The sequence below is a fragment of the Moraxella sp. VT-16-12 genome (assembly GCF_002224245.2).
GTDB lineage: Bacteria > Pseudomonadota > Gammaproteobacteria > Pseudomonadales > Moraxellaceae > Moraxella.
This window is the reverse complement of record NZ_NKHK02000011.1, coordinates 1-12,126: the sequence shown is the minus strand read 5'-3', so window position 1 is coordinate 12,126 and position 12,126 is coordinate 1. Positions and strand designations below refer to the sequence as shown.

At 43.3% G+C, this 12,126-nt stretch carries 14 protein-coding genes and 1 tRNA gene; 11 read left to right on the top strand and 4 right to left on the bottom strand.

The window, feature by feature from the left end:
- Positions 1–636 precede the first annotated feature (636 nt).
- Together CEW93_RS09305 and CEW93_RS09300 are read right to left on the bottom strand one after the other, a co-directional pair.
- Positions 637–894: a type II toxin-antitoxin system YafQ family toxin gene (locus tag CEW93_RS09305; RefSeq protein WP_089539052.1), complete on the bottom strand. Its 258-nt coding sequence runs from the start codon at positions 892–894 to the stop codon at positions 637–639.
- Positions 881–1,153: a type II toxin-antitoxin system RelB/DinJ family antitoxin gene (locus tag CEW93_RS09300; protein WP_089539051.1), complete on the bottom strand. Its 273-nt coding sequence runs from the start codon at positions 1,151–1,153 to the stop codon at positions 881–883. Before CEW93_RS09300 ends, CEW93_RS09305 begins: the two co-directional genes overlap by 14 nt.
- Positions 1,154–1,374: 221 nt before the next feature.
- On the opposite strand from CEW93_RS09300, the gene mazG reads away from it, so the two are divergent.
- The 6 genes from mazG to CEW93_RS09270 all read left to right on the top strand — a co-directional run bounded on the left by mazG (position 1,375) and on the right by CEW93_RS09270 (position 6,350).
- Positions 1,375–2,199 carry a nucleoside triphosphate pyrophosphohydrolase gene (mazG, locus tag CEW93_RS09295; RefSeq protein WP_089539050.1) on the top strand — a complete coding sequence of 275 codons (825 nt, stop codon included), beginning with the start codon at positions 1,375–1,377 and terminating at the stop codon, positions 2,197–2,199.
- Positions 2,189–2,518, top strand: coding sequence for a ComEA family DNA-binding protein (locus tag CEW93_RS09290; protein WP_089539049.1), 330 nt, complete (start codon positions 2,189–2,191; stop codon positions 2,516–2,518). Before mazG ends, CEW93_RS09290 begins: the two co-directional genes overlap by 11 nt.
- Positions 2,519–2,591: 73 nt before the next feature.
- Positions 2,592–4,343, top strand: a complete 1,752-nt coding sequence (pcnB, locus tag CEW93_RS09285; RefSeq protein ID WP_089539048.1) for a polynucleotide adenylyltransferase PcnB — start codon at positions 2,592–2,594, stop codon at positions 4,341–4,343.
- A complete protein-coding gene (gene folK / locus CEW93_RS09280) occupies positions 4,336–4,830 on the top strand; it encodes a 2-amino-4-hydroxy-6-hydroxymethyldihydropteridine diphosphokinase (RefSeq protein WP_089539047.1) in 495 nt (164 codons plus the stop codon). Before pcnB ends, folK begins: the two co-directional genes overlap by 8 nt.
- A 171-nt stretch (positions 4,831–5,001) precedes the next feature.
- Entirely contained in the window at positions 5,002–5,829 is an 828-nt protein-coding gene (gene panB, locus CEW93_RS09275; RefSeq protein WP_089539046.1) for a 3-methyl-2-oxobutanoate hydroxymethyltransferase, read from the top strand.
- A gap of 11 nt (positions 5,830–5,840) precedes the next feature.
- The gene (locus tag CEW93_RS09270) at positions 5,841–6,350 is read left to right on the top strand and encodes a hypothetical protein (protein WP_089539045.1); all 510 of its coding nucleotides are present in this window, start codon (positions 5,841–5,843) and stop codon (positions 6,348–6,350) included.
- A 47-nt stretch (positions 6,351–6,397) separates the two neighbouring features.
- Here the strand turns inward: CEW93_RS09270 and CEW93_RS09265 are convergent, their stop codons facing one another.
- Positions 6,398–7,264 carry a DUF6683 family protein gene (locus CEW93_RS09265; protein WP_089539044.1) on the bottom strand — a complete coding sequence of 289 codons (867 nt, stop codon included), beginning with the start codon at positions 7,262–7,264 and terminating at the stop codon, positions 6,398–6,400.
- Positions 7,265–7,443: 179 nt separating this feature from the next.
- Between CEW93_RS09265 and panC the strand changes: the two genes are divergently transcribed.
- From panC to yjgA, 4 genes are all read left to right on the top strand, one after another.
- Complete coding sequence (gene panC, locus CEW93_RS09260) at positions 7,444–8,292, top strand: pantoate--beta-alanine ligase (RefSeq protein WP_089539043.1); 849 nt, start codon at positions 7,444–7,446, stop codon at positions 8,290–8,292.
- A 113-nt stretch (positions 8,293–8,405) separates the two neighbouring features.
- Entirely contained in the window at positions 8,406–9,278 is an 873-nt protein-coding gene (rapZ, locus tag CEW93_RS09255; RefSeq protein ID WP_255504073.1) for an RNase adapter RapZ, read from the top strand.
- An 81-nt stretch (positions 9,279–9,359) separates the two neighbouring features.
- On the top strand, positions 9,360–10,328 hold the full coding sequence (locus CEW93_RS09250; RefSeq protein ID WP_222432743.1) for an MBL fold metallo-hydrolase: 969 nt from the start codon (positions 9,360–9,362) through the stop codon (positions 10,326–10,328).
- Positions 10,329–10,394: 66 nt separating this feature from the next.
- On the top strand, positions 10,395–10,898 hold the full coding sequence (gene yjgA / locus CEW93_RS09245; RefSeq protein ID WP_089539042.1) for a ribosome biogenesis factor YjgA: 504 nt from the start codon (positions 10,395–10,397) through the stop codon (positions 10,896–10,898).
- A 39-nt stretch (positions 10,899–10,937) separates the two neighbouring features.
- Here yjgA and ompR read toward each other — a convergent pair whose 3' ends face one another.
- The gene (gene ompR / locus CEW93_RS09240; protein WP_089539041.1) at positions 10,938–11,672 is read right to left on the bottom strand and encodes a two-component system response regulator OmpR; all 735 of its coding nucleotides are present in this window, start codon (positions 11,670–11,672) and stop codon (positions 10,938–10,940) included.
- A gap of 226 nt (positions 11,673–11,898) precedes the next feature.
- On the opposite strand from ompR, the gene CEW93_RS09235 reads away from it, so the two are divergent.
- Positions 11,899–11,975: transfer RNA gene (locus CEW93_RS09235), tRNA-Met, on the top strand.
- Positions 11,976–12,126: the final 151 nt, after the last annotated feature.

The window sequence follows — 12,126 nt, the reverse complement described above, 5'->3', positions numbered from 1 at the left end:
CCCTTAGAGCGATATTTAAAACTTAATATTATTTATTCTTAGTCGCCATTCATTCAACTTTGATTGAGATTGGGGTAATCTGTTCTAACTGCCCTTTTTGGACTCTACGCTTGGCTTTTAGGCGTGCCAATGCAAGGATTTTAGGCACAGATTTGGGTTTGAAAAATCAATCCTACCAAATTCTGGATTATTTCTGATGGTTCTTGCTGTTTTCATAGCCTTTTCTCTGTTATACTTCTGCTCTGTGAACGGAAAATATTCTGGCGTTGTCTTACAATGATCCAATGCACAATCAAAACTGCACCATAACCACTCATTCCAGTGGTGTAATAACGCTTTTTTGCACAATGAATGCAATAATCCTGCGGAAATAATAGGTTTTGAACGGTTAATTATTTGCAAAATCAAGTTTTAATTGGCACTTTTTGACTGTATTGCTTTTGCTCACTCCTCTACTGAAAACACCCTAATCCTTACCATAGGGCTTAGGAAAACTGCTTTACGACCACACTGAACAACACTGACCCAATCAGTAAAGCAGGACTTTTCATGCCAAAAGCCACATCAAAACCGCAAATTTTCAAAAGACAGAAACAAAAAAGCATTACAATACATTTACATTATAATGACTCTTAACTAGTCAAAAAGCTCGCTATGAGTATCTAGGGCAACCAGTTTAATTTTGTTGCCATCCAATTTATACACAAGGAGCAAATCAGGCTTGATGTGGCACTCTCGGTAGTCTTTCATGTTGCCTTTGAGTGGATGGTCTAGGTATTTTTGGGGTAGTGGCTTGCCGTCAATCAAATATCCCAAAACATCAAGCAAGGGCTTAGAAATACCATGCTTTTTCAAGCCTTTGAAAAAATCACTGCTTGGCTTAAACTCTTTCATCACAAGCCCTTAATAGCTCGTCAATGCTTGCATAGCTTGGTACATCATCGTTTTCAAGCTCCGCCATTGCTCTTAGTAGTTTTTGGCTTGGCTTAGGTTCTTGGCGTTTTTCAAACGATAGGGGCAAACTGCCAGTATCTGCAACTTGCTTTAATACCAATCGCATGAATTGGCTTGGAGTCATGCCAAAACTTTCAATCACACCAAATGATTGAGCTTTTAAATTATCATCCAGCCTTAAATTAAAATTTGTTGCCATATGCACACCTTATGTAATTTTAATGTAAAACAATTATAAGCCAAAAGTTTTATAAAAACAAGCAAATTTACCTTCCTAGTCCCTTTTGCTGTTGGTTTTGCTTACCAACAAACGGGGATGGGTTTTTTGGAACGGTAATGCACAAACAGCCTATCACTGTTGATAATTTATGATATAAAACCCATTATTTGTTATAATGGATTTTATTTTGTGTAAATCTTATGACACCCACCGACCAATTTTCTGACCTTGTCGCCTTGATGGCACGCCTTCGTACCGACTGTCCTTGGGATGCCAAACAAACCAACCACTCTTTACAAAAATACGCCATTGAAGAAGTCTTTGAGCTCATCGGTGCGATACAAGCCGATGATGGCACGCCACTTGCCACAGACGACATTAAAGGCGAGCTGGGCGATGTGCTACTTCAAGTCATCTTTCATGCTCAGTTGTATGGTGAGCAAGGCCGCTTTACCATTAGTGATGTGATTCATGCTTTGCAAGAAAAACTCATCAGACGACACCCCCATGTCTTTGACAAAGAAAACCTGACAACGGACGCAGACGTGAAACGCCGTTGGGATGAGATTAAAGCACTAGAAAACGCAGGCAGACCCAAGCAGCTGTTGTCTGATGTCAAAGCAGGCACCGCTCTAAACCAAGCTCAAAACTTACAAAAACACGCTGCCAAAGTCGGCTTTGATTGGGGCAGTTTGCAAGGCGTGCTTGATAAGCTCCACGAAGAGCTAGGCGAGCTGACTGCCGAGCTGCCCACAGGGGATTTTGCCTATCAAAGCGGGGCATTAAACCAAGAGCAGCAAGCCAAAATCGCCGACGAGCTTGGTGATGTGCTGTTTGTATTGACGAATCTTGCTCGTCATGTGGGTGTGGATAGCGAGCTGGCATTACAAGGAGCAATCAGTAAATTTAGACGACGTTTTGCCTTTGTAGAACAAAAACTTTTGGAACAAGGTAAGGATTTTACGGACACTAGCTTAGCACAGATGGACAGCTATTGGGAAATGGCAAAGACAAATGAAAAATAAAGCCATCATCTGGGTATTTGGTCTGATGGTTGCCATCAGCACTCACGCCAACCAGTGTTATAGCGACCCACGCCTTGCTTATCAGGCACTCATTGCCAAACAAACCCAAGCCAAAACAGACAGCGAGCGTATCAACATCAATACTGCCAGCGTTGGTGAGCTTGCCACCTTGCAGGGCGTGGGAGTAAAAACCGCTCAGGCGATTGTGGATTATCGTGAGATGTTTGGGCGTTTTGAGAGTGTGGACGATTTGACAAAAGTCAAAGGCATTGGACAAAAAACCTTAGAAAAAAATCGCCATCGGCTTGTTGTTTATTAGCTTTTTTGTTGGATAAGCGGTAAAATAGACAGTTTATATTAAAAATTAACAAAAACAATCAGGAGCGTATGGCATGGCAACCAAGCCAACAAATAAGCCAAGCAAGCCAGAAAAAAAATCAAAAAAACCCAATGCCCAGCGTTATTTGGCAAAATCGTTGGGGCTTGACAGACGCACTTTACCGCATAGCATTGTGGATGTGGTGGGGGTATTACAACGTGCAGGATTTGAGGCGTATATTGTTGGTGGTGGGGTGCGTGATAGTTTGCTTGGGCTTGCCCCCAAGGATTTTGATGCCGTAACCAATGCTCGCCCCCATGAGATAAAGGCGATTTTTGGGGGGCGGTGTCGGATTATTGGCAGACGTTTTCAGCTGGCTCATGTCTATTCAGGGCGTGAAATGATAGAGGTGGCGACGTTTAGAGCCCCGCCCAAGGACGACACTCACACCACCGAAGAGGGCATGATTACCCGTGATAATGTTTGGGGGACGATAGAGCAGGACTTTGCTCGCAGAGATTTTAGTATCAATGCGTTGTACTATAATCCCATCAAAGGTGAGGTGTTGGACTTTTGTGGGGCGATAGACGACATCAAAACCAAGACGCTTAGGCTACTGGGTGATGCCAAAGTGCGGATTGAAGAAGACCCTGTGCGACTGTTGCGGGCGTTGCGATTTAAAGCAAAATTGGGCTTTGAATTTGATAAAGCACTGGCAAAGCAGTTTTGCCAAGATAATTGGTCGCTACTTGAACAAGTGTCCACCCACAGGCTGTATGACGAAACCCAAAAAATGTTTAATGGTGGCTATTTAGCACCACTGTTGCCCTTGCTTTTTGATTATGGGGCGATGGGCAGCTTGATGAATCATGCCCCAAGTGTTCCTACCGCTTTGATGATGGCTGTGGCAACCAACACCGATAAGCGAGTGGCACAAGATTTGGGCACAAACCCTGCTTTTGTTTATGCCGTTTTGCTTTGGGAAAATTATTTACACGCATTGGCTAAATTTAAAAAACAAGGCGTGCCATTTCATGATGCTCAAATCAAAGCTAGTCGTAAGGTATTTGATGCTCAAAAATTTAAAACCACCATTCCCAGATTTGCTGAAGATTTCATCACAAGTATTTGGCTGTTGCAACCCAAACTGGTCAATCCACGCCCCCGAGAAATCGCCAATCTTGCCACACACGTTAAGTTTCGCCCCGCACTTGACTTTTTGCTGATGCGTGAGTGTTTTGATGAGTGTTTGTTGTCTGAGCCAACCAACAACATGGGGGTATGGTGGCAGGATTACCAAAGTGCAAGCAGTCATGACAAGGCGGTGATGGTGCAAAATCTTGGTCATGATAAAGGCGTGCCAAGACGTCGCCGTCAGCGTGGCTCTGATTTGGCTGATGTGGTGCTTGATGATAAGCCTAAAATTAAAGAGCCAGCAAAGGCTGCTCCCATTGCAGACAGTGCGGTTCAAATGCCAATTTTTGAGCAGATAACATATAGCGAAAGTGATTTTTTAAAACTGCTTGCCAACGATGAGCCATATATCCCAAGCCAACGCTATCGCAAGCGTGAGCCATCATCAACCCTGTCTTTAAAAGAACGTCAAGAGCAAGATTTGATGGGTGATGTCTTGGATGATAAAGCGGACAAAACCGCCAAACCAAAAAAGCAAAAATCTGTCAAATCTGACCAAAAGTCGGATAAGCCCAAAAAAGACAAAAAGAGTAAAGCCGATAAAAGCAAGACAAATAAACCAAAAGATAAAGTGAGCAAGCCTAAAAAACGCAAAAAATCCAACGCCAAACCAAGGGCAAATCATGACTAAGTTTGTGCAAATTTATCTGGGGCTAGGTGGCAATATTGCTAATGAGCTGGGCGACCCAAGTAGTCATATCATGGCGGTGTATGATGCTTTGCAGGCTGATGAGCATTTTTGTGAAGTCAAATTGTCATCGTTATATACATCCAAGCCCTTTGGGGTAACTGACCAGCCTGATTTTGTCAATGCGGTACTCTCTGCTAAAACTGCCCTTGCCCCCCTTGAACTGCTTGATGTTTGCCAAGCCTTAGAAAACCGTGCAGGACGAGTGCGACTGCGTCATTGGGGCGAGCGTAGCCTTGATGTGGACATTTTGCTCTATGGCGATGAGAAGATAGACAGCGAGCGTTTGATTGTGCCACACAAGGGGCTGTTTGAGCGTAATTTTGTGCTCATTCCCTTGTTGGAGTTTGATACTAATTTGTGCGTAGGCGAGCAAAGATTGGCAGATGTGGTGGTGGCAAATGACCACACAGGACTAAAACGATTATAAGAGTGCCATCTGTGTGCTGACAGATGGTTTATCGTTGATTGGTATAAAAACAAGACAGTTTAAAACATTCATCTATCATAGGGCAAATCTAAGCTAGTTTCACCAGTCAGGCTTGATAAACGCACAAAAGACAGCATTTAATAGCCAGTTTAGCTTTTATTTGAGTGCATTATGACTGACTTAGCCCAAAAACCCAAAACCCCCATCACCTTATCCACCCTAAACAAATACAAAAAAACTGGCGAAAAGTTTTCATGTTTGACTTGCTATGACGCAAGTTTTGCTCATCTGATGGACGTTGCCGAGATTGACACCATTTTGGTGGGGGACAGCCTTGGTATGGTGGTGCAAGGACAAAGCTCCACTTTGCCTGTAACAGTTGCAGATATGGTCTATCACACTGCCAATGTCGCTCGTGGTAACGGCCATGCGTTGATTATGACCGATTTGCCCTTTATGAGCTATGCCACCTTGGCAGATGCCATTAGCAGTAGCCGTGCGGTCATGCAGGCAGGGGCAAATATGGTCAAATTAGAAGGCGGTAGCGAGCTTGCCCAAATTGTTCAAACTTTGGCAAATAACGGTGTACCAACTTGCGTGCATTTGGGATTAACGCCCCAGTCAGTGAACGTTTTTGGTGGCTATAAAGTACAAGGCAAAACCGAGAGCCAAACTGCCAAACTGCTTAGCGATTGCGAGATTTTGGTGGGGGCAGGGGCGAGCATGATTTTGCTAGAATGTGTGCCAAGTGCTTTGGCAAAACAAGTAACAGAGCGTTTTGATGTGCCTGTCATTGGTATTGGGGCAGGCGTGGATACGGATGGTCAAGTGTTGGTCATGCACGATATGCTCGGTGTCTATACCCGTAAACCTGCCAAATTTGTCAAGGATTTTTTAAGTGATGCTAGCAATGAAACAGGCGATATTGTTGGGGCATTTAAAAACTTTCATCAAGCTGTTAAGGATAAGGCGTTTCCAACGGTGGCACATAGTTTTTAGGATAAAATACCATGCCTTATCACCGCTACCAACTTAACAGCCCTTTAACTCCACACGAAGTCGCCCAAGCATTAAGCGACAACATTCGCTCGCCACGACCGACCATTGGTGATATGTTTAGAATGTCGTTTGGTGTACTCGGAAAATGGTTGGGTCAGCGTGATGATGGTGGCACTTGGTATGGTACAGCAAATCATCATCGCTTTAAAATATATCGGCACATCAGCTACCGCAACAGCTTTTTGCCAGTAGTGATAGGCACGATACAGCGTACGCCCACAGGTTCACAGGTAGATGTTGTGATGAGACTGCATTGGAGTGTATGGTTGGTGCTGGGACTATTTGTGTTGGTGGGTTTGTCAATACTCTTTGAAGGGGTGATAACCCCTGCCGATGATAAGATGTTACTTGTTATGCCTATTGGTATATTAGTATTTGTGAGTGTATTGGTGGGCGTGGGCTTTTGGGCAGAAGTTAATAAAGCCAAGGAGCTACTTGCCGAGCAGCTCCACGCCACTTAATAAACCCATCACCCTAAGTTGCTTGGGGTGTGGTCAGCCTTTTGGTTTTAACCCAATTCTAGCCCCCGACTACCATGTTTGATGTCGCTTGTGGACAGTCCTATGTTGCTTAGGGCGGATTTGGCGTCTTGGATACGTTGGTTGATGGCGGTTTGGTTGTTTTGATTGACTGCTTCCATATACATCGCCATTTGTAGGCTACCCAGCCAATAGAGCGTCTCTGCCATGGTCTGCTTATCGCTGGCACTCATGTTGGCGATACTTTCATCACTTAGGGCGTCTTTAAGCTGTTCTACCATGCCATGTCCTTTAAGACTGGCAAGGTCAGAGCGTGTGGCAATGCCATAGTTTATCACCACCCAGTACGCCATCGCTGTGGCAATGCTATTTGGGTCGTAGCCATCTGATTTTAAAGCGGTTTTCACTTGACCAATCAGGTTGGACTTGGATAAGCGGTCTAGGTCGGCTGTTGCTTGACTGGTGAGCCGTCCTTTGTTTTGTAAATCTTGGCGTAGCGTGTCTATCATTTGGCTATTAAGCTGACTGCTGACGCTGTTTGAGTGGCTATAACGGTGAGCATTGCTATAATCAGGTGTTTTGGGTGTGGCGGTACTTTGGCTTGTACTTCCTTTGCTCGTGCTAGATTTGCCAGAGCTGGCTTTGCTAGATTTACCAGATGAGCTGGTGGTCTTTTTGGTGGTGGATTTTTTGCTAGATTTTGCCTTTTTGTAGGTTTTTTTGTAGCTGTCATCGTTGAACCAAGAGTTTTGCATAATGGCATTATCAATGTGCCAAGTATAAAAATAATTGTCTGCTCTATAACCATAGTCAAAAGCACTCGCAGGCGTGGTCGTTGCCATCATGCCCGTCATCGCCAGTACCATGGCTGATAAGCCAAATTTCAATTCTTTCATCGCTGCTCCTTGTTTTGACCATCATAAGAATTTCTATCATAAAATAAAAGTAGTTATCAATCAAGCAGTTGTTTGGGATAAGTGGTTGTTTTTACAAAAATAAACATTCTTTGTTTTGGGTCAAATCCCACGGTTTTACTTGGATTTTGTGGTACAATACGCCATTTGGATTGGCATTTATGAAAATTTTTAATCACATCAGCGAGCTACAAACCGCCCTAAACACCCACCGCCAAGACGGACAAAACATCGGTTTTGTGCCAACCATGGGTAATTTGCATGATGGGCATTTATCCTTGGTGAACATCGCTAAAGCTCATGCCGACATTGTGGTGGTGAGTATTTTTGTCAATCCTACGCAGTTTGGCGTGGGTGAAGATTTTGACAGCTATCCACGCACGCTTGATGCCGATGTTGCCAAGCTAGACACGGCAGGCGTGGATTATGTATTTGCCCCCAGTGTGGATGAAATGTACCCAAGCTATCCGCCTAGTGTGCAAGTATTATCAGGTGAAATTACCAAGATTTTGTGTGGTAAGTCTCGCCCCACGCACTTTGATGGCGTGGGTTTGGTGGTCTCTAAGCTCTTTAATATCGTACGCCCTGACGTTGCCGTTTTTGGCAAAAAAGATTATCAACAGCTTGCCATTATCAGACAGCTCAATGATGAGCTAAATTTTGGCATTGACATCATTGGTGGTGAGATTGTGCGTGCTGATGATGGGTTGGCGTTGTCATCTCGCAATGGTTATTTGACCGCCAGTGAGCGAGCGATTGCCCCAAACTTACAGCGTTTATTGGTACAGATGGCAGATGAATTAAAGCAGTTTGGCACAGATGGCATATCCGCACTGGTGCAAAAATATACTGATTTAATCAATCAAACAGGCTTTGTGGTGGATTATTTGGCGGTATATAACGACAAACTGCACACGCCAAAAGCCAATGACAAGCACTTGGTGCTGTTGGTGGCAGCGTATTTGGGCAAGGCACGACTGCTAGACAACCTAGAAATTAAGTGGCAGTAGCAATAAACAAGCAAGAATCATCTGCTACGATACTCACTAGGCAAATCAAGATGGCGGATTTGCCAAGCATAAACATAATCAAAATTTGGTTACATCAACAAACAGGGGATATGATGCAACAAGACACCTCCATTATCATTGTCTCGGGGCGTTCAGGCTCAGGTAAAACATCTGTGCTAAATATTTTAGAAGATTTTGGCTATTATGTGATTGACAATCTGCCTTTGTCTTTGGTGGCAGATGCGGTGGATAATTTGGTTGGTGATGACACCAAAAAAGTGGCACTGGGCATTGATGTGCGTACGCCCAAGGCGGATTTGTCAGGTTTTGGCATGGTGCATAAAGACTTGATGGATAAATATGGCAATGCCGTCAAAATCTTATATGTTACCGCCCAAGAAGGGGTGCTGGTGGCACGTTTTGGGGCGACTCGCCGAGTACACCCACTTTTGCCTGCCGCCAATAACCTGCCCAATGCGTTGGCTCGTGAGATTGAGCTGTTAAAACCGATTGCCAGTTGTGCTGATATTAAAATAGACACCAGTACGCTGAATATCCACGAACTTAAAGAGCAAGTCAGACAGCATTTGGGCGTGGATAATGTTGTTACAGTTAATGTTTTGTCTTTTGGGTTTAAACATGGCTCACCCATAGATGCAGATTTTGTGTTTGATGTGCGGATTTTGCCCAATCCACATTGGCAAGAAAACCTACGCCCCAAAACAGGGCAAGATGATGAAGTCAAATGCTTTTTTGCTGATTATCCAGAAGTGGACGATATGGCAAAAGACATCGCTGAATTTTTAATAAAATGGCTGCCACAGTTTTTAAATAACAACCGCTATTTGGTTACCATTGCTATCGGTTGCACAGGGGGCAAACACCGCTCAGTCTATGTCAGCGAAAAAGTGGGCAAGCTATTAAGTGGCAACTTGCCAAAAAATATGCCTGTGGTGGTCAAACATCGTGAAAAAAGATATTGGTAATCACCAATAATCATAAATGTAAGGTTTTTTGATATTAAAGTGTCTAAGCTGAAACGTTTAATCATCAAAAAAGGTTGTGTTATGTTGGTGCATTTTATCAAAAAAACATCAGTGGCATTGTCAATGGGAGCAATGTTTTTATTGGGATTGTCGGCACACGCTGCCCAAATCCATGCTCAATGCCAAGATGATGACTTGACGGTGGTTGTGCTTGGTTCGGGTGGACCTGAGCTAGATGATGGGCGTGCTTCCACAGGCTATTTAATACAAGAGCAGGGCAAGGCACGGTTTTTGATTGATTTTGGGGCAGGGACATCACTAAATTTTGAGCGTGCGGGCGGTCGTATTGAAGATTTGTACGCACTTTTATTTAGCCATTATCATGTGGACCACAGCAATGATTTGCCTGCTTTGATTAAGGCGAGCTTTTTTTCTAGCCGTAGCCAAGATTTGCCCATTTATGGACCAACAGGCAATCACATCATTCCCAGCACATCTGTTTTTATTGAGCGACAATTTGGTCAAACAGGTGCTTATCCCTACTTGTCTGACTTTTTAAGTGGTGATGCCAATTTCGCCATTCGTCCCATAGATGTCAATGCTGATTTGAAGCACCCCCAGATATTTAGCAAGCAAATCAATGGCTTTACTGTTAAAGCAATGCCCATCAGTCATGGACTGCTACCATCTTTGGCGTGGCGTATTGAAAAAAATGGTTGCTCCGTGGTGGTCTCTGGTGATACCAGCAATCAAGGGCATACATTGGATGCTCTTGTTAAGGGCAGTAATATCTTTATCGCTCACAATGCTGTACCTGAGCACAGTCATGATAATGTTGCAACACACCTACACATGACGCCATCAGAGATTGGACGAATTGCCAATTTAGGAACAAACAGCTTGGTGTTGTCGCATTTTATGAAACGCAGCCAAGACCACCACCACACCCAAAACGCCATCAAGACACAGTATCAAGGCAAGTTGCAGTTTGCCAATGATTGCGACATTTATTCTGTAAAAACAGGAGATAAAATTGGACAATGTCTATAAACAGGTGGTGAAGTGTGGTTTGTTGGCACTTGGCATTCACCACAAATTAAATATTAAGGAGTTTTTATGATTGATTGGTCAAAAATGGACATGCGAGTGTCTCGCACCGAAACAAAAAAAGCTCACGAAAGACTACAAGCACTTGCCATGCCTTTGGCAAAACTTTCTAAAAAACAGATGGCGGATTTGCCAGTGAGTGAATATTTTTTGGATGAGTTGCAGCATTTGACCCAAATCAGTGTCGCTGCTGCCAAAAACCGCCAAATCAAACGTATTGGTAAATTGATTGTTGAAGAAAATCGCCACGCCTTAACTCATGCCTTATTTGAGCTGTTGTTTGACCCTGCCCAGCGTAGCAAAGTCCAAACGTGGCAACATCGTTTGACCTTAAATGATGAGCAAACCATCAAGCAGTTTGTTAAGCAGTTTAAGGCAAGTGAATATAACAGCATCTATCAGCTGCTACTGTGGATAGCGTATGCCAAGCATCTAGGTGATGATGAGCTGCTTGATGAGAGCGAAGCGGATTTTGACAGTTATATCAAAGAAGTGGCGATTTTGTCGTTATAAGTTTTATAAAAACCCCATGATTAACATGGGGTAATATGATTAGTTGATTTGGTCTTCTGCCCCATCTGGGACAAACACATAACCCATGCCCCAAACGGTTTGAATATAGCGAGCCTGAGAAGGGTTGTCTTCTATCAGACGGCGAAGGCGAGACACTTGTACATCAATAGAACGTTCCATCGCTCCCCACTCACGCCCACGGGCAAGATTCATGAGCTTATCACGCGTTAAAGGCTCTCTGGGGTGTTGCACTAAGGCTTTTAATACAGAAAACTCTCCTGTGGTCAATGTAACGACATTGCCATTACGAGTCAATGTACGTGTGGATAAGTCCAATGTCCATGAGCCAAATTTGACCACTTCCACTTGATGTGTAGGTGCTCCGGGTAGCTCTCTGTTTTGGCGACGAAGTACTGCTTTAATGCGAGCTAATAACTCTTTGGGATTAAATGGTTTTGGTAAATAGTCGTCTGCTCCTGCATCAAGCCCTGCAATGCGGTCAGTGTCAGAGCCTTTGGCTGTTAGCATGATGATGGGTATGTCTGAATTATCGGCACGTAAACGTTTACAAATAGCAATGCCATCTTCATCAGGCAACATCAAATCTAACACAATCAGTGAAAACGCTTCACGTTGCATGAGTTTGTCCATTTGTTTGCCGTCATGAGCCACTCGCACAACAAAGCCATCATCTTCTAAAAAACGCTGTAACAACGCTCTAAGACGAGCATCATCATCAACCACTAAAATTCGGTGAATCACATCTTCGGTCATTGTAAACTCCGATAGTATATATGGTATAATCACACCATAATAACATAGCCAAGCCCTGAAAGTTAAGGGGGAAATTGAATAATTTTGTATTTTAATTTCTCAATAAAAAATCATGATTTATCAAATAGTTGCTAAAAAATTATCTTCTATGTGTCAAGAAGATTAAAATTTTTAAAAAATTGTATTGACACAATATAAATGCTGGGGTATAATACGCACCCTAAATGGCGATGTAGCTCAGCTGGTTAGAGCGTACGACTCATAATCGTAAGGTCAAGAGTTCAAGTCTCTTCATCGCCACCAATTCTCATATAATTTTAAAGAAATCTCTTGACTTTACTTTAAAATATTGTACAATGGGAAGTGTTTCAAGGTTATTTGAAATTTTTTAAAATAATGCTTGACACCATAAAAAATCAGCGTATAATACGCACTCATTCGCTGGACGACAGAC

Coding starts and splice junctions, on each gene's coding strand:
- CEW93_RS09305 (WP_089539052.1), bottom strand. CDS start 894: ATGAAAGAGTTTAAGCCAAGCAGTGATTTTTTCAAAGGCTTGAAAAAG.
- CEW93_RS09300 (WP_089539051.1), bottom strand. CDS start 1,153: ATGGCAACAAATTTTAATTTAAGGCTGGATGATAATTTAAAAGCTCAA.
- mazG (WP_089539050.1), top strand. CDS start 1,375: ATGACACCCACCGACCAATTTTCTGACCTTGTCGCCTTGATGGCACGC.
- CEW93_RS09290 (WP_089539049.1), top strand. CDS start 2,189: ATGAAAAATAAAGCCATCATCTGGGTATTTGGTCTGATGGTTGCCATC.
- pcnB (WP_089539048.1), top strand. CDS start 2,592: ATGGCAACCAAGCCAACAAATAAGCCAAGCAAGCCAGAAAAAAAATCA.
- folK (WP_089539047.1), top strand. CDS start 4,336: ATGACTAAGTTTGTGCAAATTTATCTGGGGCTAGGTGGCAATATTGCT.
- panB (WP_089539046.1), top strand. CDS start 5,002: ATGACTGACTTAGCCCAAAAACCCAAAACCCCCATCACCTTATCCACC.
- CEW93_RS09270 (WP_089539045.1), top strand. CDS start 5,841: ATGCCTTATCACCGCTACCAACTTAACAGCCCTTTAACTCCACACGAA.
- CEW93_RS09265 (WP_089539044.1), bottom strand. CDS start 7,264: ATGAAAGAATTGAAATTTGGCTTATCAGCCATGGTACTGGCGATGACG.
- panC (WP_089539043.1), top strand. CDS start 7,444: ATGAAAATTTTTAATCACATCAGCGAGCTACAAACCGCCCTAAACACC.
- rapZ (WP_255504073.1), top strand. CDS start 8,406: ATGCAACAAGACACCTCCATTATCATTGTCTCGGGGCGTTCAGGCTCA.
- CEW93_RS09250 (WP_222432743.1), top strand. CDS start 9,360: ATGTTGGTGCATTTTATCAAAAAAACATCAGTGGCATTGTCAATGGGA.
- yjgA (WP_089539042.1), top strand. CDS start 10,395: ATGATTGATTGGTCAAAAATGGACATGCGAGTGTCTCGCACCGAAACA.
- ompR (WP_089539041.1), bottom strand. CDS start 11,672: ATGACCGAAGATGTGATTCACCGAATTTTAGTGGTTGATGATGATGCT.